The sequence below is a fragment of the Amycolatopsis sp. NPDC049691 genome (assembly GCF_040675005.1).
Classification (GTDB): Bacteria; Actinomycetota; Actinomycetes; order Mycobacteriales; family Pseudonocardiaceae; genus Amycolatopsis.
Map to the genome: position 1 here is coordinate 134926 of NZ_JBFANX010000016.1, position 21883 is coordinate 156808.

General features: G+C 71.1%; 21 protein-coding genes. 13 read left to right on the forward strand and 8 right to left on the reverse strand.

Annotation, left to right across the window (positions count from 1 at the left end; all coding sequences use genetic code 11):
- Positions 1 to 26: 26 nt before the first annotated feature.
- Together AB0J40_RS31830 and AB0J40_RS31835 are read right to left on the reverse strand one after the other, a co-directional pair.
- Complete coding sequence (locus tag AB0J40_RS31830) at positions 27 to 479, reverse strand: MarR family transcriptional regulator (protein ID WP_364460246.1); 453 nt, start codon at positions 477 to 479, stop codon at positions 27 to 29.
- Between the two features lie 9 nt (positions 480 to 488).
- Positions 489 to 1382, reverse strand: coding sequence for an LLM class flavin-dependent oxidoreductase (locus AB0J40_RS31835; RefSeq protein ID WP_364460249.1), 894 nt, complete (start codon positions 1380 to 1382; stop codon positions 489 to 491).
- 309 nt (positions 1383 to 1691) lie between these two features.
- On the opposite strand from AB0J40_RS31835, the gene AB0J40_RS31840 reads away from it, so the two are divergent.
- Together AB0J40_RS31840 and AB0J40_RS31845 are read left to right on the forward strand one after the other, a co-directional pair.
- Positions 1692 to 2321 carry a PadR family transcriptional regulator gene (locus tag AB0J40_RS31840; protein ID WP_364460252.1) on the forward strand — a complete coding sequence of 210 codons (630 nt, stop codon included), beginning with the start codon at positions 1692 to 1694 and terminating at the stop codon, positions 2319 to 2321.
- Positions 2302 to 3915, forward strand: a complete 1614-nt coding sequence (locus AB0J40_RS31845; protein ID WP_364460255.1) for a DHA2 family efflux MFS transporter permease subunit — start codon at positions 2302 to 2304, stop codon at positions 3913 to 3915. Before AB0J40_RS31840 ends, AB0J40_RS31845 begins: the two co-directional genes overlap by 20 nt.
- A gap of 67 nt (positions 3916 to 3982) precedes the next feature.
- Here the strand turns inward: AB0J40_RS31845 and AB0J40_RS31850 are convergent, their stop codons facing one another.
- On the reverse strand, positions 3983 to 5833 hold the full coding sequence (locus tag AB0J40_RS31850; protein WP_364460258.1) for a glycoside hydrolase family 3 N-terminal domain-containing protein: 1851 nt from the start codon (positions 5831 to 5833) through the stop codon (positions 3983 to 3985).
- Positions 5834 to 5951: 118 nt separating this feature from the next.
- Here AB0J40_RS31850 and AB0J40_RS31855 point away from each other — a divergent pair, with 118 nt between their 5' ends.
- Together AB0J40_RS31855 and AB0J40_RS31860 are read left to right on the forward strand one after the other, a co-directional pair.
- Positions 5952 to 6581: a Maf family protein gene (locus AB0J40_RS31855; protein WP_364460261.1), complete on the forward strand. Its 630-nt coding sequence runs from the start codon at positions 5952 to 5954 to the stop codon at positions 6579 to 6581.
- Between the two features lie 100 nt (positions 6582 to 6681).
- On the forward strand, positions 6682 to 8034 hold the full coding sequence (locus AB0J40_RS31860; RefSeq protein WP_364460263.1) for a dicarboxylate/amino acid:cation symporter: 1353 nt from the start codon (positions 6682 to 6684) through the stop codon (positions 8032 to 8034).
- A gap of 11 nt (positions 8035 to 8045) precedes the next feature.
- Here the strand turns inward: AB0J40_RS31860 and AB0J40_RS31865 are convergent, their stop codons facing one another.
- A complete protein-coding gene (locus AB0J40_RS31865) occupies positions 8046 to 8771 on the reverse strand; it encodes a hypothetical protein (RefSeq protein ID WP_364460266.1) in 726 nt (241 codons plus the stop codon).
- 130 nt (positions 8772 to 8901) lie between these two features.
- Between AB0J40_RS31865 and AB0J40_RS31870 the strand changes: the two genes are divergently transcribed.
- The 7 genes from AB0J40_RS31870 to AB0J40_RS31900 all read left to right on the forward strand — a co-directional run bounded on the left by AB0J40_RS31870 (position 8902) and on the right by AB0J40_RS31900 (position 14926).
- On the forward strand, positions 8902 to 9177 hold the full coding sequence (locus AB0J40_RS31870; RefSeq protein WP_364460269.1) for an SAV_915 family protein: 276 nt from the start codon (positions 8902 to 8904) through the stop codon (positions 9175 to 9177).
- 106 nt (positions 9178 to 9283) lie between these two features.
- Positions 9284 to 11077, forward strand: a complete 1794-nt coding sequence (locus AB0J40_RS31875; protein ID WP_364460272.1) for an acetyl/propionyl/methylcrotonyl-CoA carboxylase subunit alpha — start codon at positions 9284 to 9286, stop codon at positions 11075 to 11077.
- Positions 11078 to 11135: 58 nt separating this feature from the next.
- Complete coding sequence (locus tag AB0J40_RS31880; protein WP_364460275.1) at positions 11136 to 11663, forward strand: DUF1707 domain-containing protein; 528 nt, start codon at positions 11136 to 11138, stop codon at positions 11661 to 11663.
- A gap of 7 nt (positions 11664 to 11670) precedes the next feature.
- Complete coding sequence (locus AB0J40_RS31885) at positions 11671 to 12060, forward strand: DUF1707 domain-containing protein (RefSeq protein ID WP_364460278.1); 390 nt, start codon at positions 11671 to 11673, stop codon at positions 12058 to 12060.
- A 21-nt stretch (positions 12061 to 12081) separates the two neighbouring features.
- Positions 12082 to 13236, forward strand: a complete 1155-nt coding sequence (locus tag AB0J40_RS31890; RefSeq protein WP_364460518.1) for a sensor histidine kinase — start codon at positions 12082 to 12084, stop codon at positions 13234 to 13236.
- A gap of 78 nt (positions 13237 to 13314) precedes the next feature.
- The gene (locus AB0J40_RS31895; protein WP_364460281.1) at positions 13315 to 14325 is read left to right on the forward strand and encodes a hypothetical protein; all 1011 of its coding nucleotides are present in this window, start codon (positions 13315 to 13317) and stop codon (positions 14323 to 14325) included.
- A 70-nt stretch (positions 14326 to 14395) separates the two neighbouring features.
- Entirely contained in the window at positions 14396 to 14926 is a 531-nt protein-coding gene (locus AB0J40_RS31900; RefSeq protein ID WP_364460284.1) for a GNAT family N-acetyltransferase, read from the forward strand.
- A 16-nt stretch (positions 14927 to 14942) separates the two neighbouring features.
- Here AB0J40_RS31900 and AB0J40_RS31905 read toward each other — a convergent pair whose 3' ends face one another.
- The gene (locus AB0J40_RS31905) at positions 14943 to 16676 is read right to left on the reverse strand and encodes a glycerol-3-phosphate dehydrogenase/oxidase (RefSeq protein WP_364460287.1); all 1734 of its coding nucleotides are present in this window, start codon (positions 16674 to 16676) and stop codon (positions 14943 to 14945) included.
- Positions 16677 to 16911: 235 nt separating this feature from the next.
- Here AB0J40_RS31905 and AB0J40_RS31910 point away from each other — a divergent pair, with 235 nt between their 5' ends.
- Entirely contained in the window at positions 16912 to 17661 is a 750-nt protein-coding gene (locus tag AB0J40_RS31910) for an MIP/aquaporin family protein (protein WP_364460290.1), read from the forward strand.
- Positions 17662 to 17692: 31 nt separating this feature from the next.
- Complete coding sequence (gene glpK / locus AB0J40_RS31915) at positions 17693 to 19207, forward strand: glycerol kinase GlpK (RefSeq protein WP_364460293.1); 1515 nt, start codon at positions 17693 to 17695, stop codon at positions 19205 to 19207.
- 327 nt (positions 19208 to 19534) lie between these two features.
- Here glpK and AB0J40_RS31920 read toward each other — a convergent pair whose 3' ends face one another.
- The 3 genes from AB0J40_RS31920 to AB0J40_RS31930 all read right to left on the reverse strand — a co-directional run bounded on the left by AB0J40_RS31920 (position 19535) and on the right by AB0J40_RS31930 (position 21707).
- Positions 19535 to 20338, reverse strand: coding sequence for a VOC family protein (locus tag AB0J40_RS31920; protein WP_364460296.1), 804 nt, complete (start codon positions 20336 to 20338; stop codon positions 19535 to 19537).
- A gap of 89 nt (positions 20339 to 20427) precedes the next feature.
- Entirely contained in the window at positions 20428 to 21069 is a 642-nt protein-coding gene (locus tag AB0J40_RS31925) for a class F sortase (protein ID WP_364460299.1), read from the reverse strand.
- Between the two features lie 77 nt (positions 21070 to 21146).
- Positions 21147 to 21707 carry a hypothetical protein gene (locus AB0J40_RS31930; RefSeq protein ID WP_364460302.1) on the reverse strand — a complete coding sequence of 187 codons (561 nt, stop codon included), beginning with the start codon at positions 21705 to 21707 and terminating at the stop codon, positions 21147 to 21149.
- Between the last annotated feature and the right edge of the window lie 176 nt (positions 21708 to 21883).

Consider the following 21883-nt stretch of genomic DNA (forward strand, 5'->3'; position numbering starts at 1 on the left):
CGGCGGCGGCCCGACGAAAGTCGGGATCAGATGACGTCGAGGAAAACAGTCGGCACCTCGTTGTCCCGCACCACCCGCCCCAGCAGCGCCGCGAGCCGGTCGCGGTCCGATGTGGGCAGTCCGGCCGCCAGGTCGTCGACGCGCCGGCACGTCGCCGCGTAGAACTCCTCCGCCAGTTGGCGTCCCTCCTCCGTCAACACGACCTGGACCGCGCGGCGGTCGTCCGGGTCGGGCTCGCGGCGAACGAGCCCGCGCCGGACCGCGCGGTCGACCAGCCCCGTCAAGCTGGACTTCTCGAGGCCGAGCGTCGCACCGAGGTCGCCCATGCCGTACGGCCGCCCCATCAGCACGCACAGCAGCTGCCCCTGCTGCACGGTCAGCCCGTACTCGCGGGCCGACTCGGCGTAGACGGCGTTCACCAGGAACGACGCCCGGACGAGCCCGGCCACCACACCGAGGTCCTCCCCGTGTTTCCCCATCGCGCCAGCCTACTTCGCGACGGCTTCCCGCACGGCAGGCACGATCTCCTCGGCCCAGCGCGCGGCGGACACCGCGTCGGGCGTGCTGCCGCCGGGGCCGAAGAGGACGAACCCGGCGGCGGCGTGCTCCAGCACCGCGCCGGTCAGCTCCTCGATCCACTGGTCCGGCGAGCCGCCGATCCAGCGGCCGTCCTCGGTGCGCGTCTTCGGCAGCGGCGCCGCGGTGATGCGGCCGGGGAAGTTGTAGACGGTGGCGATGTCCGCGGGGTCGCGCCCGGCGTCGACGGCGGCCTTGTCGATCAGCGGGCGCGAGGTGCGGAAGCGCTCGCTGAGCCAGTCGGCGGCGTGGCCGGGCATCCACCCGTCGGCGACCCGCCCGGTGACGGCGAGGGACTTCGGCCCGACCGACCCGGTCCACACCGGCGGCATCGCTTCCGCGGCGGGCTCCAGGCCCGTGACCTGGTAGAACTCGCCGTCGAAGGTCACCGGTCCGCCGCCCCCGCCGAGCATCTTGACGAGCCGGATGCCCTCTTCGAAGGCGCGGACGGCCTGGCCGGGGGTCAGCTTGGGGAACCCGAGCCGCGCGATGTCGTCCCAGAGGCCGCCGACGCCCATGCCGAGGACGATCCGGCCGCCGGTGAGCGCGGACAGGCTCGTGATGGTGCGCGCGAGCATCGGCGCCGGGCGCGTCGGCAGGTTGGTGACGCTGACCAGGCCGGAGATCCGCTGGGTGCGCCCGAGGAGGACGCCGATCTCGGCGTACGCGTCGAGCCGGTCGGCGTGGTAGGGGTGGTCGGAGACGGTGAGCAGGTCGAGGCCCGCGCGATCGACCTGGACGGCCAGGTCGAGGGTGGCGGGGACGGCGGCGACCGCGGTCGAGACGCCGATGCCGAAGTGCGCCATGATTCCTCCCAGTGGTAGTTCGTGCTACGAACTTACTATACATAGTTCTTGGAACGAACTAAAACCTGGCCGTCGGCGGCCGGCCGGACATTCGGTTTCGCCCCGGCGCCGCGGTGACCCCTGCTCGAGGCGGGGAAGAACGCCGACTGGCCGTTCCGAGAGAAGCCGCGGAGGCTCCCATGACGGATCATGGGGGCCTCCGCGCTGTGTACGGGCCGTCACGGGATTGGCCGTGGACCGCCGGCCAGTCTGCGCCGTATAGTCCATGTGGAATAAACGACCTGGAGTCATCCGAAGGGACTAACGATCATGGCCTCGGCCAAGCTGACCCCGCTCGGCCTCGCCGTGCTGGAGCTGCTCCACGAGAAGCCGATGCACCCGTACGAGATGGCCTCACTGATGCGCGAGCGGTATGTCGACACGCGAGTGAACGTGAAGGCGGGCTCGCTCTACCACACCGTGGAACGCCTGCAGCGCAACGGCTTCATCGAAGTGGTCGACACGCAGCGCGACGGCAGGCGGCCCGAACGGACCGTCTACGGCATGACCCAGGCCGGCCTGGACGAGTTCAACCAGCGCGGCCGCGAGCTCCTGGGCGACCTCACGAAGGAGTACCCCGCCTACCTGTCCGGGCTCGCCATCATCGACGAGCTCGGCAAGGAGACCTCGATCCTCGAACTCGAACACCGGGTCACGCGGCTGCGCGCCGGCGTGGCCGCCGACCAGGCCGTGCTCGACCGCCTCGCCGCGGACGCGACGCCGGAGATCTACTGGCTCGACTGGCGCTACCAGTGCGACCAGCGGAAGTTCGAGCTCGCGTGGACCGAGCGGCTGCTCGACGACCTGCGCTCCGGGCGGATCCCGTTCCAGGACAACCACCACGAACCCATCCTGAAGCTCATCACCGGGGAAGACGACGATGAACGCAAGACAAGCTAACCCGTGGGCGGCGCTCGGCGCGCTGTGCCTCGGCTTCTTCATGATCCTGCTCGACACGACGATCGTGTCGATCGCGATCCCGACCATGCTGCGCGAGCTGAACGCCGGGCTGAACTCCGTCGTCTGGGTGATCAGCGTCTACCTGCTCACCTACGCCGTGCCGATGCTGTTCACCAGCAGGCTCGGCGACCGCTTCGGCCCGAAGCGGGTGTTCCTCGCCGGGCTGGTCGTGTTCACCGGCGCGTCGCTGTGGTGCGGCCTGTCCGGCAACGTCGAGATGCTCATCGCGGCGCGCGCGGTGCAGGGGCTCGGTGCCGCGCTGATGACGCCGCAGACGCTGGCGTTCATCACGCACCTGTTCCCGCCGGCCAAGCGCGGCCCGGCGATGGGGATGTGGGGCGGCGTCGCCGGCCTGGCGACGATCACCGGCCCGCTGCTGGGCGGCGTGCTCGTCGACCACTTCGGCTGGGAGTGGATCTTCTACGTCAACGTGCCGATCGGCGTCATCGCCATCGCCATGACGCTGGTCCTGGTGCCGGACTGGCAGCCGAAGCACTCGCACTCGTTCGACCTGCTGGGCATCTTCCTCTCCAGCGCGGCGCTGCTGTGCATCGTGTTCGGCGTCCAGAACGGCCAGCAGTACGACTGGGGCACGGTGTTCGGCGGGGTCACGGTGTTCGAGATCATCGGCGCCGGCGTGCTGCTGCTGATCGCGTTCCTGGTGTGGCAGCGGTACAACAAGCGCGAGCCGCTGCTGCCACTGCAGGTGTTCGCGAACCGCAACTTCTCGGCGGGCACGCTGACGGCGACGACGGTCGGCTTCGCGATGACCGGCATGTTCCTGCCGCTGGTGATCTACATCCAGTCGGTGCTCGGGCTCACCCCGACGATGGCGGGCCTGCTGACCGCGCCGATGTCGCTGCTGTCGGGGATCGTGGCACCGTTCGTCGGGAACCTGTCGGACAAGGTGAACGGCAAGTACCTGGTGATGTTCGGCCTGACGGCGCTGGCGGCCGGGCTGGGGATCATCGCGCTGCAGGCGTCGCCGGACAGCAGCCCGTGGAGCTTCGTCCCGGCGCTGCTGGTGTGCGGCCTGGGGATCGGCTGCATCTTCTCGCCGATGAGCAACATGACAATGGGCTCGGTGGAGCCCCGGCTGGCCGGGACGGCGTCCGGCATCTTCAACACGTCCCGCCAGGTCGGCGGCGTGCTCGGCTCCGCGGCGATCGGCGTGCTGCTGCAGGCCCAGGTGAGTTCGTCGATCACGGACGAAGCGGCGAAGGCGGCTTCGCAGCTGCCGGAGCAGTACCGGGCACCGTTCGCCGAGGGGATCGCCCACGCGGCGGCGAGCACGGGTGAGTTCGGATCGGCCGGCGGCCCCGCCCCGATCCCTGGTCTGCCGGCCGAGATCGCCGCGCAGGCCGGCCGTCTCGCGTCCGACGCGGTCCACAGTGGACTGACCGACGCGGCCCGCGTGACGATGCTGCTGCCGATGGCGGTGCTGCTGCTGGGTGTGCTTTCGGCCGCCGTGCTGCGCCGCGTCAAGCCGCGCTGGGAGACCGCGGCCCCGGCTCCCGAGGCCGCCGCGGCCTGAAAACCGTGCGAGCCTCCGGGTGTCGGGTACCGGAGGCTCGCACGGACCGCGGGAGCGGTGGCTCTATCTAGTGCCGTCGATAGGACAGCCCGTACCCGTACGGGAACAGCGCCTGCTGCCCGTCCCCGACGTTGATCGGTTCCTGCGACGAACTCTTCGGCCAGGTGAAGCTCAGCTTCCCGGTCGGGTTGTAGTCGCCGTACAGCACGTCCGCGACGCCGGCGCCCTCCGAACCCGGCAGCCAAGCCGCCACGAGCCCGTCGATCGACGGCAGCACACCCGAAACGTCCAAGGGCCGCCCGGAAACCGTCACCACGACCAGCGGGACGCCCGAAGCCTTCAGCTTGCCGATGAGGGCGACGTCTTCGGCGTCGAGGCCGAGTCCGCCCGGCCGGTCTCCCTGCCCTTCGGCGTACGGCGTTTCGCCCACCACGGCGACTGCGACCTTGAAACTGGCGTCGATTCCGTCACCCGCACGGTCATAGGTCACCTCCGTGCCCTTCCCGGCACCCGAGCGGATGCCGTCGAGGATCGTCGTGCCGGGGATGACGCGTTCGCCGCTCTGGCCCTGCCAGGTCAGCGTCCAGCCGCCCGCCTGGTTGCCCATGTCGTTCGCGTTCTTCCCGGCCACGAAGATCTTGTTGTTCTTCTTCGCCAGCGGCAGCACGCCGTGGGAGTTCTTCAGCAGCACCTGCGACTCGCGCACCGCCTGCCGCGCCACCGCGCGGTGGGCCGCGCTGCCGAAGTCCTTCTGCAGCGAGCGGTCGGTGTACGGGTGCTCGAACAGGCCCAGCTGGAACTTCTTCGTGAGGATCCGCCGGTTGGCGTCGTCGATGCGCGACATCGGGACGTGTCCGTTTTGGACTTCCGCGCGCAGGGTGTCGATGAACTTCTGGTAGTCGTAGGGCACCATCACCATGTCGATGCCGGCGTTGACGGCCTGGCTGACCTCGGCCGCGGTGAACCCGGGCTGGCCGTCGATCTGGTTGATGCCGTCCCAGTCCGAAATCACGTAACCCGTGAAGTGCAGCTCGCCCTTCAGCAGGTCGGTGATCAGGAACTTGTTGCCGTGGTCCTTGACGCCGTTCCAGCTGTTGAAGCTGATCATCACCGAACCGACGCCGTGGTCGACCGCGGCCCGGAACGGCGGGAGGTGGATGCGCCGCAGCTCGTCGAGGCTGATCTGCGTGTTGCCCTGGTCGACGCCGCCGGTCGTGCCGCCGTCGCCGATGAAGTGCTTGGCCGTCGCCATGATCGACGTCCGGTCCGCCAGCGTGCGGCCCTGCATGCCCTCGATGATCACGGAGTTCGCCACGGCGTTGCGCGGGATCTCGCCGAAGGACTCGTACGTGCGGCCCCAGCGGTCGTCACGCGCGACGCACAGGCACGGCGCGAAGCCCCACTTCACACCGGTGGCGGCGGCTTCGTCCGCGGTGACGGCGCCGATCTTCTCGACCAGCCGGGGGTCGTTCGCCGCGCCGAGGCCGATGTTGTGCGGGAAGACCGTCGCGCCGTAGACGTTGTTGTGGCCGTGCACGGTGTCGGCGCCGTAGACGATCGGGATCCCGAGGCCGGTCGACGTCGCCGCCCGCTGGTAGGCGTCGATCATGTCGGCCCAGCCGGCCGGCGTGTTCGGCGTCGGCGTCGAACCGCCGCCGGAGAGGATGGAGCCGAGCCGGGCGGTCGCGGACTGGGCGGGCGTCGCGGCCTGGCGCTCGGCCTCGGTCATCTGCCCGATCTTGTCGTCGAGCGTCATCCGCGCCATCAGGTCCTGGACGCGCGCGGACACGGGGGCGTACGGATTCTTGTACAGCGGCGTGGTGGCCGCGGAAGCCGTCGGCGCCAGCGCGGTGCCGGACAGCAGGAGAGCAGCGAAAACAGTAGCGCGCAGTGATCTCTTGGCGCGGAGGAGCGGCATTGTTCCCTCCGGAAACGATCAATCGACCCATATGTTGCGAGCCACAACAAACTAACTCCGTTGCGAAGTGGCGCCGGTCACAATTCGGTCACGACGAGCACCCGGGTACGTTCGGCCTGTGCAGTTCGTCCTCGCCTCCCAGTCCCCCGCCCGCCTCGCCCTGCTGCGTGCCGGCGGCCTCGATCCGGCCGTGTTCGTCTCCGGCGTCGACGAGGACGCCGTCGCCGCGTCGCTGACCGACCCGTCGCCCTCGGAGCTGGTCGCCGCCCTCGCCGCGGCCAAGGCCGAAGCGGTCATCGACCAGGTCGCCGCGGTCCACCCGGACGCCGTCGTCGTCGCCTGCGACTCGATGCTGCACATCGGCGGGCGGATGGTCGGCAAACCGGCCGATCCGGACACCGCGCGGCGGCGCTGGGCCGCGATGGCGGGGTCATCCGGTGAACTGCTCACCGGACACGCGGTCGTCCGGCTCGACGGCGGGACGCGCGCGAAGGAGACCAGCGGCTGGGAATCGACCACCGTGCGGTTCGGCACGCCGAGCCCCGAGGAGATCGACGCCTACGTCGCCACCGGCGAGCCGCTGCACGTCGCCGGCGGCTTCACGATCGACGGCCTGGGCGGCTGGTTCGTCGACGGGCTCGAGGGCGGCCACACGAGCGTCATCGGCCTGAGCCTCCCGCTGACGCGCCGGCTGCTCGCCGAGGTCGGCGTGAGTGTCGTGGATCTCTGGCGACGTTCCGCATCCTGAGAAGGGCGCCACACGAACGGCTGATCCGGAAGAGTCCCGCCTTGCCTAACGTTCTCCCGACGAGGCAAGACAGGAAATTTTCGAGCACCGGAGTAGCCCCGTGTCTTTCGTACGGACATACACCAAGCCGCGGGTGTTCGCGGCCGCGGTCCTCGGCTCCCTCGTCGTCGGCGCCCTGCTGGGTGTCCTCGCGCGGCAGACCGGGGCCGGCTGGCTGACCGATCTCCTCGACCAGATCGGCACCATCTTCACCACGCTGCTGCAGATCGCGGTGATCCCGCTGGTCTTCACGGCGATCGTGGTCGGCATCAACAGCCTGCGGAAGCTCGGCGGCGGCCGCACCGCCGCGCGCCTCGGCGGCAAGACGGTCCTGTGGTTCGCGATCACGTCGTTCATCGCGTCGCTGATCGGCATCGCCATCGGGCGGATCTTCAACCCCGGCTCCGGTGGGCTCGGCGGCGTCACGGCGACCGCCAAGAACGCCGACAAGGCCGCGAAGAGCGTCGACCACTGGGGTTCGTGGGACGCGTTCATCAACGGCCTGCTGCCCGAGAACTTCCTGAAAGCGTTCACCGACGGGGAAACGCTGCAGGTGCTGTTCCTCGCGCTGGTGATCGGCGCGGCGGCGTACAGCCTGGGTGACAAGGCGAAGCCGTTCGTGGACTTCACGACGAGCGTGTTCGAGATCATCCAGCGCTACCTCGGCTGGATCGTCCGGCTGGCCCCGATCGGCATCATCGGCCTGATCGGCGCGGCCGTCTCCAACTACGGCGACGCGCTGTTCCGCCCGCTGTTCTCGACGACGCTCGCGGTGTACGTCGGCTGCCTGCTCGTGCTGTTCGTCGTCTACCCGATCCTGCTGCGGTTCGTGGCGAAGGTCAGCCCGCTGAAGTTCTTCGCGAAGGCCGGCACGGCGATCCAGTTCGCGTTCGCCTCGCAGTCTTCGGCCGCGACGCTGCCGCTGACCCGCCAGTCCGCGGTGAACCTCGGCGTCCAGCCCGCGTACGCGGCGTTCGCGACCCCGCTCGGCAGCGCGACGAAGATGGACGGCTGCGCGGCGGTCTTCCCGGCGATCGCGGCGATCTTCGTCGCGAACCTGGCCGGGGTGTCGCTGAACTTCTGGCAGTACGTCGGCATCGTGGTGGTCGCGGTGGTCGGCGCGCTGGCGACGGCGGGCACGACCGGCTGGCTGACGGCGTTCACGCTGACGACGTCGTTCATCGGCCTCGACGCCAAGCAGGTGGCGCTCGGCCTGGCGCTGATCTACTCGGTCAACCCGATCATGGACATGATGCGCACGGCGACGAACGTCGCGGGCCAGATCGTGGTCCCGACGATCGTGGCACGCAGCGAGGGCCTGCTCGACGACGAGGTCCTGAACGCGCCGACCGACCGCCCCCTCACGACGGACGACGGCTCGGCCGCCCGCCACACGGAACCCGCCCCCGCCTGACCCACGCGCTCTCAGGAGCTGGGGCAGCTACGGAGGTCGGCGCGCGTCAGGCGGATGTCGGGCCAACCGCGCAGGTCCGAGGGCGCGGTGTACCGGCGGGTGCAGCCGAGCGACCTGCCCGACACGTCGTACACCTGGCCCAGCACCGGGGCCGCGTCGCACTTGGCCGTTCCCGAGTCCGCGCCGCGGCAGTCGTGGCGGACCACGATCACGTCGGGCCGGCCGTCGGCCGTGACGTCGTAGAGGGACAACGTCCCCGCGTCCGCGAAGTACGGCTTGCCCGGCGCGCGCCACACTCCGCCGCTCGCCACCAGCAGCTCGCCGTAGGCCGCCTTGCCCTCGTCGCCGACGTCGCCGCGGACCAGGCACGTCGGCGCCGCGCCGTCGATGCAGCGCAGCGAGTTCTGGTCCAGCCGCACGCCCAGCTGGGCGATCGACAACTCGAACACCGTCCCCGGCTCGGCCCCGACGCGCACCCGCGCCGACCCGCCCCCCGCGTCGGCGAGCAGCACGACCGGCGTCCCGCCGACCGTCACCGCCGCGAGCTGGCGGCACGGGCCGCCGCCACACGTCACCACCGCGGTCACCGGCGCCGCCGCGGGCTCGGCCGCGCCGGACGGCGCCTCCGGCCGCGGCCGCAGCAGGAACACCGCGCCGATCGCGCCGAGCGTCACCACCGCCGCCAGCACCGCGGTGAGCAGCGCCGACCGAGGCGTCCGCGCTGCCGAAGTCCGCATGAGACAGAGCGTAAGCCGCTTCGCGACTGTGTGTGGGCGGCGCCCCGGCGGGGTGTGGCCGAAATCCCCCGGCCGGGCGCCCCACCAGGGCAAGTCGGGTTGACACAGCGTGTCCGTCTATGTTGTCCGGGTGACCAACCCGAACCTCCCGCCCGCCTTGTACCTGCCGACCGGGCCGGCCAGCGCCGAGACCGAAGGCGCGTCGATCGAGCTGCGCCGCACGCCCGACGGCCGCACCGCCCTGGTCGCGTTCACCGCGCTGGACCGGCTGATCGACTGCTGCGGCGAGCACCAGCCGTGGGTGCTGGTGAACACCGAGCACCTGCCGAAGGTGCACGCGGCGAACCCGTACGACGTCATCGTGCTGGACTCGCCGCTGCCCGAGGAGCTGCGCCACCACGTCTGAGCGTGGTTCAGCTCTCACTCAAGGGACTCCCGACTCCATATCCGTAGACTTCCCCGTACCGCGAAAGCGGTCAGCAATGCAGCTGTCGGGACGCAGGAGGTGCGGGGTGGCCGAGCAGGTCGGCGAATCGACCGGTGGTCCGGTGACCAAGATCCTGGTCGCCAACCGGGGCGAGATCGCGGTACGCGTGATCAGAGCCGCCAAGGACGCGGGGCTGGCCAGCGTCGCGGTGTACGCCGACCCGGACCGCGACGCACCGCACGTGCGCCTGGCCGACGAAGCCTTCGCGCTCGGCGGCACGACGGCCGCCGAGAGCTACCTGAACTTCGACAAGCTCCTCGACGCCGCGAAGCGGTCGGGCGCCGACTCGGTGCACCCGGGCTACGGCTTCCTCTCCGAGAACGCGGACTTCGCCCAGGCCGTCCTCGACGCCGGGCTGACCTGGATCGGGCCGAGCCCGCAGGCCATCCGCGACCTCGGCGACAAGGTCACCGCCCGCCACATCGCGATGCGCGCCGGCGCGCCGCTGGTGCCGGGCACGAAGGAACCGGTCAAGGACGCCCAGGAGATCGTCGCGTTCGCCGACGAGCACGGCCTGCCGGTGGCCATCAAGGCCGCGTTCGGCGGCGGTGGCCGCGGCCTGAAGGTCGCGCGGACCCGCGAAGAGATCCCCGAGCTGTTCGAATCGGCCACCCGCGAGGCCGTCGCCGCCTTCGGCCGCGGCGAGTGCTTCGTCGAGCGCTACCTGGACAAGCCGCGCCACGTCGAGGCGCAGGTGCTGGCCGACATGCACGGCAACGCGATCGTCGTCGGCACCCGCGACTGCTCCCTGCAGCGCCGCCACCAGAAGCTCGTCGAAGAGGCGCCCGCGCCGTTCCTGAGCGACGAGCAGCGCAAGCGCATCCACGAGTCGGCGAAGGCGATCTGCAAGGAAGCCGGCTACTACGGCGCCGGCACCGTCGAGTACCTCGTCGCCACCGACGGCACGATCTCCTTCCTCGAGGTCAACACGCGGCTGCAGGTCGAGCACCCCGTGTCGGAGGAGACGACCGGGCTCGACCTGGTGCGCGAGATGTTCCGCATCGCGCGCGGCGAGAAGCTGCGGATCACCGAAGACCCCGAGCCGCGCGGTCACTCGATCGAGTTCCGCATCAACGGCGAGGACGCCGGCCGCGGCTTCCTGCCCGCCCCGGGCACGGTGACGAAGTTCGTCGCGCCGAGCGGGCCGGGCGTGCGCGTCGACTCCGGCGTCGAGTCCGGCAGCGTCATCGGCGGCCAGTTCGACTCGATGCTGGCCAAGCTGATCGTCACCGGGTCGGACCGGAACAACGCGCTGGAGCGCAGCCGCCGGGCGCTGGACGAGATGGTCGTCGAGGGCATGGCCACGGTCCTGCCGTTCGACCGCGTGATCGTGAACGACCCCGCGTTCATCGGCGACGAGAACGGCTTCAGCGTGCACACCCGCTGGATCGAGACGGAGTTCGACAACAAGATCGAGCCGTTCGTCGCTCCGGACGTCGAGACGCCCGAGGAGTCGCCGCGGCAGAACGTCGTCGTCGAGGTCGGCGGGCGCCGGCTCGAGGTGTCGCTGCCGGGCGGGTTCGCGCTCGAAGGCGGCGGCGGGGGCGGCACCGCCGTCAAGGCGAAGCCGCGCAAGCGCGCCGGCGGCGGCAAGGCCGCGGTGAGCGGCGACGCCGTCACCGCGCCGATGCAGGGCACCATCGTCAAGGTCGCCGTCGAAGAGGGCCAGAGCGTCGAAGCCGGCGAACTGATCGTCGTCCTCGAGGCGATGAAGATGGAGAACCCGGTCACCGCACACAAAGCGGGCACGGTCACCGGCCTTTCGGTCGAGGTCGGCGCCGCCGTGACGCAGGGCACACAGCTTCTCGAGATCAAGTAGGACAGTTCGTTACAGATGTCGTGGTGGGCCGCCCCCGGGGCGGCCTACCATCGACTACGTGACCGAAGTCCCGTCTCCGCAGCTGCGGATCAGCGACCAGAACCGCGAGTCCGCGCTGGCCGCGCTCGGTGAGCACATGAGCGCGGGGCGGATCGACATCGACGAGTACGGCGAGCGCTCGGCGCGGATCACCGCGGCCAAGACGCGCGGCGAGCTGGTCGACATCTTCGCGGACCTGCCCGCGCCGCACCCCCAGTACGAGGACGTCCCCCAGGCCGTCGCGCCGCCCCCGGAAGCCGCCCCGGCCCCACGGCCGCCGAGCCGGCCGGCCGGCTGGAACGGTGGACAGCGGTTCGTCGCCGCCTTCCTGCCGCTGATCTGGATCGCGACCATCGCCCTGATCGCGACCGGCGTCGTGCACGGCACGCTGATCCTCGTCCCGATCGGGCTGAGCATCTTCGGCCGGGCGATGTGGGGGCACGGCGGCGGCCACCACGATCGCCATGAGCGGCACCTGCGCGACCGGGAGCGCCGGCGCGAGCTGCGCGACTCCTACCGCGACCACCGGCGCGGCCTGGACCGCTGAGCCCGCCGTGAGCGACATGCGGTTGAGCGACGCCGAACGCCAGGACGCCCTGGACGTCCTCGAAGAGCACGTCCGCAGCGGGCGCCTCGACATCGACGAGTACGGCACCCGCTCCGCGAAGGTCACCGCGGCCAAGCGGGTCAGCGAACTGGTCCCGCTGTTCGACGACCTGCCTTCGCCGCGCCCGAGCGCCCTGCTCAACGGGGCCACCGCGCCCCAGGTGCCGGTGCTGTCCGGCGACAGCCCGCTGGTGACCTTCCTGCAGCGCGGCGCGGTCCCGATCGCGATCGTCCTGGCGATCGTGGTGCTCGTCCTGTCCCGCGGCAGGCTGCTGATCTTCTCGGTCGCGCTGCCGCTGGTGATCGCGATGCTCGCGGGAGCCCGCCGCCGGCGCTGAGCCTGCGAGAATCGGCCCGTGATGGGCGTGGTTCCGGGCGCGCTGGACGCCCGAGGCGAGCGGCTGGCGGGCCCGGTCTTCACCGGGGTCGGCCTGGCCGCGCTCGCCGCGTGCGTGGTCTGGGGCCACGGGGTCCGGGGCGCCACGCTGGTCGTGGTCGTGGTGACGGCGCTGTGGGTCCCGGTGCTGGTCCCGCTGTTCCCGCACCGGCGGACGCACCCGTGGCTCGCCGCGGGCTACTACGCCGGGGTGCTCGCGGCGGCGACACTGCTGGTGGCGCGCGACGACACCTTCATGGGCTTCGCGTCCTTCGGCTATCCGCTCGCCTTCGTGCTCTTCCCGGCGCGGTGGGGGTTCTTCGCGGTGGCCGCGACGGCGACGCTGCCGCTGCTGGCCGCGAACTCGGACTCCCCCAGCCCGACGTGGGTGCTCGTGCTGTCGATGGCCGGGCCGCTGCTGTACGCGGCGTGGTTCGTCGGGGCGGAGAGCGAGCAGCGGCGGAAGGCGAACGTCCGGCTGGAAGCCGCGCTGGCGGAGAACGCGAGCCTGCACGCGCAGCTGGTGGCGCGGGCGCGGGAAGCGGGCGTGCTCGACGAGCGGCAGCGGCTGGCCCGCGAAATCCACGACACGCTCGCCCAGGGCCTGACCGGGATCGTCACGCAGCTGCGGGCGGCCGACGGCCCCGATCGCGACCGGCGGCTGGCACTCGTGCGCGAGCTGGCCCGCGACAGCCTCGGCGAAGCGCGCCGCGCGGTCCAGGCGCTGCGGCCGGAACCCCTGGACGCGGCCCAGCTGCCGGAAGCGCTTTCCGAGCTGGCCGGCCGCGTCGCCGAGACGTCAGGTGTAGCGGTCCGCGTCGAGACGACCGGCGAGACCCGGCCCCTGCTGCCCGAGCTGGAGGTGACGCTCTACCGCGTCGCCCAGGAGGCGCTGGCGAACGCGGAGAAGCACGCTCGGGCGTCCCGGATCGGGGTGACACTGTCCTATTCGGACGAGGTGGTCCTGCTCGACGTCGTCGACGACGGCGTGGGCTTCCGGCCGGGCGACCGCGGCGACGGCACCGGCTTCGGCCTGGAGGTCATGCGCCGGCGCGTCCAGCGGGTCGCGGGCACGCTGTCGGTGGAGAGCACCCCTGGCGAGGGCACGGCCGTGAGCGTCCAGGTCCCGTCCCTTTGAGATTGCTCCGTTCGCGGGACAACCGGTTCCCCCTGCCGGACGTGATGCTCGTGCAGGTCGGGGGAAAGGGAGACTTCCATGAAGAAGACGTGGTTGCGGGCGGGGGTGCTCGCCACCGTGGCGATCGCCGTCACCGCGTTGGGTACCCCGGCGGACGCGGCGGCGATCCGGCTCGCCTGGCGCCCGACGATCCTGCCGCTGCCGCCCGGCGCGGGCGCGGGCAACATCACCGGGTCGGACGGGAAGGGCGAGTACACCGGCACGTTCCGGGTCAACGACGTCACCCAGGTCGTGAGCTGGCGCAACGGGCAGCCGTTCCTGCGTGGCGTGCCGAGCGGGTACGAGCGGGTCGACGCCAACGACGAGAACTCGTCCGGCGTCGTGGTCGGCACGATCCACGACTACGAGACCTTCACCAGCCGGACCTACACCCTGGACGCGTCGGGCTACCACATCAAGGACAACCCGGCGGGCTACCAGGAGGTGACCGGCGTCGCGATCAACACGCGCGGCGACGTGCTGGGCGAGGCCTACCAGCCCGGGGTGCCCCGCGCCGTCGTCCTGTGGCGGGCCGACGGCAGCGCGCCGGTGGTCATCCCGGAGACGGACGACCTCTCGAGCCCGCGCGACCTCGACGAGGACGGCACGATCCTGCTGAACTCGGGCGCCGGCTCGGCGCTGTGGAAGGACGGCGTCCTCCGGCACCTGTCGCCGAGCCCGGCCTCGCAGGCCGGAGGGACCGCGATCCGCAACGGGATCGTCGTCGGCTGGAGGATCTGGGGCGGCGTCGAGCAAGCGGCCCGGTTGTCCACGGCGGACGGGACGGTCGGTCTGGAAGGCGGCGGGCTCGCCCTGAGTGTCAACAAGGCCGGGTTGACCGCGGGCCTGGTGCCGAACCCGGCGGGTCCGGTGATCGTCGGCAACGGGGCGGTCTGGCGCGGCACGGCACCGGGCGTGGTCCAGGGCCCGAGCGGCTATTCGGTGTTCAAGACGCAGGTCGCGGCCGACGACGGCACGCTGGCGGGGTACGCGTCGAACGACCCGTCCGCCGGCAGCGGAGTGCCGGTGATCTGGCGCCTGACGCCGTGACGCCGGCTTGATCCGGCCTTGATCGCCGGGCCGGGGGCGGCGTGCTCCCGGCCTGGCTAGGCTGGGCGGAGTGGAACCGGTGGAGATCAACGCGGGCACGTACTACCTGCGCCAGCTGCGCGCCGACCGGCACATCGACGACCGCCCGCTGCTGATGGAGGCGTTCGCCGACCCGACGCACCGCAAGTACGTGCTGAACTACCGCTTGCGCACCCTCGACGAGGCAACCGAGTACGTGGCGCTGCGCGCGGCCCAGTGGGCGGGCGACGAGCGCTGTTCGTGGGCGATCGCGGAGCCGACGTCGGGCCGGCTGCTGGGCGAGGTGGGCCTGCGCGAGCTGGACCTGTCCGCGGCCTACGCCGAGGCGACGATCTGGGTCCACCCGGCCGAGCGCGGCAAGGGCATCGCGACCACGGCGTTGAGCGCGGCCCTGCGCTTCGGCTTCGGCGGGCTGGGGCTGACCGAGGTGACGTACCGCTACGAGGAGAGCAACGCGGCCTCGGCGATCGTGGCGGAGCGCTGCGGGTTCACGCTGGTGGGCCCGGAGGCCGAGCGAGCCCCGACCGGCGAGCGGCTGATCCGCTGGCACCGGACCTCTTGACCCTCCTGACCGCCGCTCAGCTCACCGGCTCCACGATGCCCGCGCGGGCCTCCGGGGCCGCCGAGCGCAGGGCGTCCGCCGCTTCGTCGCTCGGCTGGGACTGCGACTCCCGCTCCGCCTCCACCCGCGCCTTGTAGACCTCGATCTCCCTCTTCACCGTTTCGGGTGACCAGCCGAGGACTTCACCCACCAGGGTCGCCACCTGCTCGGCGCAGTCGACCCCGCGGTGGGCGTACTCGATCGAAATGCGCGTCCGGCGGGCCAGCACGTCCTCCAGGTGCAGCGCGCCCTCGTGCGAAGCCGCGTACACCACCTCGACGCCCAGGTAGTCCGGTGCGTGCTCGATCGGCTTCAGCAGCTCCGGGCGGCCACTCGCCGTCGCCAGGACCTCGTTGACCAGCGAGCCGTAGCGGTCCAGCAGGTGCCGCACCCGGTACGGGTGCAAGCTGTGCTCGGCCGCCAGGTGGTCGGCCTGGTTGACCAGCGCGTGGTAGCCGTCCGCGCCCAGCAGGGGGACCTTGTCCGTGATCGACGGCTGCGACCGGCCCGGCAGGTCGACCGCCGCCGCGTCGACCGCGTCCGCCGCCATCACCCGGTACGTCGTGTACTTGCCGCCCGCGATCGCGACCAGGCCCGGCGCCACCCGCGCCACCGCGTGCTCGCGCGAAAGCTTCGACGTCTCTTCGCTCTCCCCCGCCAGCAGCGGGCGAAGGCCCGCGTACACGCCTTCGATGTCGTCGTGCGTCAGCGGCGTCGCCAGGACGCTGTTGACGTGCTCCAGCAGGTAGTCGATGTCGTGCTTCGTCGCCGCCGGGTGCGCCAGGTCGAGGTTCCAGTCCGTGTCCGTCGTCCCGACGATCCAGTGGTTGCGCCACGGGATCACGAACAGCACCGACTTCTCGGTGCGCAGGATCATCCCCGACTCCGAAACGATCCGGTCGCGCGGCACGACGATGTGCACGCCCTTGCTCGCCCGCACGCGGAACCGCCCGCGACCGCCGGACAGCCGCTGCAGCTCGTCGGTCCAGACCCCGGTGCAGTTGATCACCGCGGCCGCCGAGATCTCCGTCTCGCGGCCGTCCTCGACGTCGCGCACGCGCACGCCGGACACCCGGTCGGCCTCGCGCAGGAAGCCGACGACCTGGGTCGACGTCCGTACGACCGCGCCGTAGTGCGCCGCCGTGCGCGCCACCGTCATGGTGTGGCGGGCGTCGTCGGACTGCGCGTCGTAGTAGCGGATCCCGCCGATCAGCGCCGAGCGCTTGAGCGCGGGCACCATCCGCAGCGCGCCCGCGCGGGTGAGGTGCTTCTGGCCCGGGACGCTGCGGGCGCCGCCCATCGTGTCGTACATCAGCAGGCCGGCCGCGGTGTACGGCCGCTCCCACACGCGGTGCGTCAGCGGGTAGAGGAAGCTGACCGGCTTGACGAGGTGCGGCGCGATGGTCGTCAACATCAGCTCGCGCTCGCGGAGGGCCTCCCGGACCAGGCCGAACTCGAGCTGCTCCAGGTAGCGCAGGCCGCCGTGGAACAGCTTGCTCGACCGGCTCGAAGTCCCCGAAGCGAGATCCCGGGCCTCGACGAGCGCGACGCGCAGGCCCCGGGTCGCGGCGTCGAGCGCCGTGCCCGCGCCGACCACGCCGCCGCCGATCACGACGAGGTCGAACGTCTCGTTGCCGAGCCGCTGCCAGGTCTCTTCCCGCTTGGCCGGGCCCAGTCGAGCCGGGTTCGTCTCCGCTGCGTGCTGCGCCACGTGACATTCCTCCTCGTGCTGGCGGGGGTTCCAGCATCGCACGACCTGGTGATCCTCCGCCCGTCCACGGATGACACGTGTGGCGTAACCCGCGGCGATCTTGAAAAGATTCCGCTACCCGGTGCCTGGAATGATCTTCGGCACACCGGTAACGTCCCCCGGACGTGGGTCGGCAACGGTGCCGTGGCACGCCGTGATCGACCCTGCGCAGAGTGTCCAGTGTGGAGGTGCAGCGGTGAGTGCTGGGGCAATAATCGTCTGGGAACTACTGGGAACGGCCGCGCTGATCCTGCTCGGCAACGGTGTGGTCGCCAACCACGTGCTCCGCAAGAACAACGGTCACCAAGCCGGCTTCCTGTTCATCAACTTCGGCTGGGCGTTCGCCGTCTTCACCGGCGCCAGCATCGCCGCCCCGAGCGGGGCCCACCTCAACCCGGCCGTCACCCTCGGCCTCGCGATCGCGGACAAGACGCCGTGGAAAGACGTGCCGTTCTACTTCATCGGGCAGTTCGCCGGCGCGATCATCGGCGCCGTGCTCTGCTGGGCCGCCTACAAGCTGCAGTTCGACGACCACCCCGAGCCCGAGAACACGCTCGGCATCTTCTCCACCGCACCGCAGATCCCCAACACCGCCTGGAACCTGGTCACCGAAATCATCGGCACCTTCGTGCTCGTCGCCTGGATCCTGCTCAGCCCGGTCTACGCGGCCGGTGACGGCGGCACCCCGAACTTCGGCAACTCCGCGCTCGGCTACGCGGGCGTGTCGTTCGTCGTGCTCGTGATCGGTACCTCGCTCGGCGGGCCGACGGGCTACGCGATCAACCCGGCGCGTGACCTCGGCCCGCGCATCGCGTACGCGTTCCTGCTGCCGATCCGGAACAAGGCCAACGCCAACTGGGGCTACTCGTGGATCCCCGTCGTCGGCCCGCTCGTCGGTGGCGCCGTCGCCGCACTGGTCTACCTCCTCGTCCACAACCTGAAGTGATCGCCCTTCCTCTCGGATTCCTGGAGCACACATGACTTCGTACGTAGCCGCGATCGACCAGGGCACCACCTCGACCCGGTGCATGATCTTCAACCACGAAGGCCGCGTTGTCTCGGTCGACCAGCGCGAGCACGAGCAGATCTTCCCGAAGGCGGGCTGGGTCGAGCACAACGCCGAGGAGATCTGGGAGAACACCCGACGGGTCGCCGCGGGCGCGCTCGCCAAGGCCGACCTGACCGCGCGCGACATCGCCGCCGTCGGCATCACCAACCAGCGCGAGACCGCGCTGGTCTGGGACAAGACGACCGGCAAGCCGGTGTACAACGCGATCGTCTGGCAGGACACCCGCACCGACCGGATCGTCACCGAGCTCGGCAACCTCGGCGGCGGCCAGGAGCGCTACCGCGACAAGGTCGGCCTGCCGCTCGCGACGTACTTCTCGGCGCCGAAGATCAAGTGGATCCTCGACAACGTCGAAGGCGCGCGCGAGAAGGCCGAAGCCGGTGACCTGATCTTCGGCAACATGGACACGTGGGTGCTGTGGAACATGACCGGCGGCGCCGACGGCGGCGTGCACGTCACCGACCCGACCAATGCGTCGCGCACGATGCTGATGGACCTCGACACCCTGCAGTGGGACTCCGGCATCGCCGGCGAGATGGGCATCCCGTTGTCGATGCTGCCGGAAATCCGGTCGTCGTCGGAGGAGTACGGCAAGGTCCGCGAGAAGGGCGCGCTGGCCGGCGTGCCGATCGCGGGCATCCTGGGCGACCAGCAGGCCGCGACGTTCGGCCAGGCCTGCCTGTCTCCCGGCGAGGCCAAGAACACCTACGGCACCGGCAACTTCATGCTGCTCAACACGGGCACCGAAAAGGTGATGTCGCAGAACGGCCTGCTCACGACGGTCTGCTACAAGATCGGCTCGAACGACACGGTGTACGCGCTGGAGGGTTCCATCGCGGTGACGGGGTCGCTGGTGCAGTGGCTGCGCGACAACCTGGGCATGATCACGACGGCGGCCGAGATCGAGGAGCACGCGCGCAGCGTCGAGGACAACGGCGGCGCGTACTTCGTCCCGGCGTTCTCGGGGTTGTTCGCACCGTATTGGCGATCCGACGCGCGCGGCGCGATCGTCGGGCTCACCCGGTTCGTGAACAAGGGGCACCTGGCCCGGGCGGTCCTGGAGGCGACGGCGTTCCAGTCGCGCGAGGTGATCGACGCGATGAACGCGGACTCGGGTGTGCCGTTGAAGTCGCTGAAGGTGGACGGCGGGATGGTGGTCAACGAGCTGCTGATGCAGTTCCAGGCCGACATCCTGGGCGTGCCGGTGATCCGCCCGGTGGTCAACGAGACAACGGCACTGGGCGCGGCATACGCGGCCGGCTTGGCGGTGGGCTTCTGGGAGTCCGAAGACGACATCCGCAACAACTGGGCCCAGGACAAGCAGTGGGACCCGGCGATGGACGAGTCCCGCCGCGAGCGCGAGTACCGCAACTGGAAGAAGGCGGTGACGAAGACGTTCGACTGGGTGGAGGACGAAGACTGAGGGGCGGCGGGCCGGGGTGCTTATGGGCATCTCCGGCCCGCTCCGCTCGGCCACGCACTCGGCTGGGCCGAGTCGCTCGGCTGGGCCCGAAGGTTCCGCTGAGCCCGGTGGTTGGTGAGCCCGGTGGCTCGGCGGCCGGGGTGCTCCTGGCTCGCTGTCTCACGCGCGGCAAGGCGGCGCGGACGGGCAGCGGCATGGCACTTCCGGCAGCCCGAGCGCCAAGCCGCCCACCGCACTCCCGCGCCGGCCACCGCAACCGGCCCCCGGCCGGCCCTCCCCAACCGCCCGGCCCCGGCCCTCCCAACCGGCCCGGCCGACCTCGCCCCCTCAGTCTTCCCAGCCCTCCGGCTTCCCGGACTGCTCATTGGGCGCGATGACCAGGAACGGCACCCCCTGATCGTCCATCACCCGCACCTGCCGCCCGTACGGCGAGTCGAACGGCTGGTCCAGCACCCGTCCACCCAGTTCGGCCACGCGGGCCGCGCTCGCGTCCGCGTCCGCCACCGAGAAGTACGTCGACCAGTTCGACGGCACCTCCGCCGGTACCGAGTCCGGCAGTGCGCCCAAACCCCCGACCGGGCGGCCGTCGATCAGCAGCACCGCGTACGTGAAGCCGTCGCCCGACAGGTCCTGGAAGCCGTAGCCGAACACCTGCTCGTAGAACGCCTTCGCCGCCGGGTAGTCGCGGCTCATGCACTCGTTCCACGCCAGCGTGCCCGGGGCCGCCGTCACCTGGGTGCCCAGGTGGTGGCCCGGTTCCCACAGCCCGAACACCGCGCCCGCCGGGTCGGCCGCCACCGCCATCCGGCCTTCCTTCAGCACTTCCATCACCGGCATCACGATCCGGCCGCCCGCCTCGGTGATCGCCGCGGCGGTCTTGTCCACGTCGGACACCGAGAGGTACGTCGTCCACACCGGCGGCAGCTCCTGTCCCGGCGGGATCTGGCCGATGCCGGCGACCGGGCGGCCGCGCAGCTCCGCCATGCCGTAGAACCCCGTCTCCTCACCGCCCGTGCGCACGTCCCAGCCGAACAGACCGCTGTAGAACGCGACCGCCTTCGCCTGATCGGGCACCATCAGGTCCACCCAGCTGGGCGTGCCGTCAGGCCACCGCTCGTCCCGGAACAACATGTCGACTCCCAACCCTCGTCCGCGCCGCCTCGGGTGACGGCCGACACAGTCTGGCACCCACCACCGACAAAACCAGGGCCGAAGGACTCTCAACCCCCGATCAGGCGGGCATACACCACGATGTTGTCGACGTAGTTGTGCGCGCTCCGGTCGAACACGCCGCCGCAGGTGATCAGCCGCAGTTCGGGGCCGGCGGTGTCGTCGTAGACGCCTTCCTTCTCGAACTCCTGCTTCGGCACCTGGTGCACCTTCGTCACCTCGAACAGCGCCGTGGTGCCGTCCGCGCGCGCGATCGAGACGCGGTCGCCCGCGGTGAGCTCCTTGAGCCGGTAGAAGATGCCCTTCTGGTGGTTGCCGTCGACGTGCCCGAGGACGACGGCCGGGCCGACCTCGCCCGGCGTCGGCGCGTACGTGTACCAGCCCGCCTGCAGCGGCGTGCTCACCGGTGGCACCTGGATCGTGTTGTCCGCGTTGACGCCCAGCGGGACCAGCGACGAGTGCGCGCCGATCTTCGGGATGTCGATCGACACCGGGTCCGACTTCGGCAAAGCGGCGACCTCACCGGACGCGGGCTCCGGGTCGACCGCGACGGGCTGCGCGGGCGGCGGTTGCGCGGTCGACGGCTCGGGGCCGCCGCCGAGCGTCAGCGCCAGCACCACCACCAACGCGGCCAGCAACGCCACGACGAGCGCGATCAGGTAGCCCCGGCTGCCGGTGGTCCTCGTGGTCATGTGCTCCCCCTTCGTGCTGCTACACGTCCGGGCGGCCCGATCGGTTGGGCCGCCCGGACGTTACCCCCCTCCCCGGGTCAGCGGCGCCGGGCCCGCCTGGCCAGCACCAGACCGCCGCCGCCGGCCGCCAGCACGCCCATGGCCGCCGCGGCCGCCAGCGGGCCGGAGCCGTCGGACGGCCCGTCGGTGCCGCCGGTCTGCGGCGCGCCCGCCGGCACCTTGGTGACCTGCTTCGCGGCCGAGGCACCCAGCACGGTGAACTTCGCGCTGATCTCCGCGCCACCGCAGGAGAACGACACCGGGTAAACGCCCGGCTTGACCTGCTTCACGACCGCGGTCGCGACGGCGGCCGGCGCCACCGCGGGGTCGGTCTGCGGGCCGGTGCGGCGCAGCGGGCCGATGGTGAGCGCCGTCGACGTCAGGCCCTGCGTGCTTTCGGCGGCGCAGCCCAGGCGGATCTCCACCTTCCCGCCCGGGCGGGCGACCTTCGGCAGCACGCGGAGGTAGGCCTTCGGCACACCCGCGTGCTCCGAGGACGGCTCCGGCGTGGCGGCCGGCGTCGAGCTCGCGAGCGCGGCGCCGGGCGCGAGGACGAGGAAAGCCGCGGCGGCACCCGCGACGACAACGGTCTTCTTCATTCTTTTCTCCCCTGTGGAATGATTCGGCACGGCAATTCCCTCCGGCGCCGGTCGCAGTTCCCCCTGCCTCGGCGTCGTCCGCTTGCCTCTACCCCCAAGACGCCGCTACCTGCGGAAGGTTGCGCCCGCGGAAAGAAAAACCGCCCCGGAGCAAATCTCCGGGGCGGTTCGGCGAA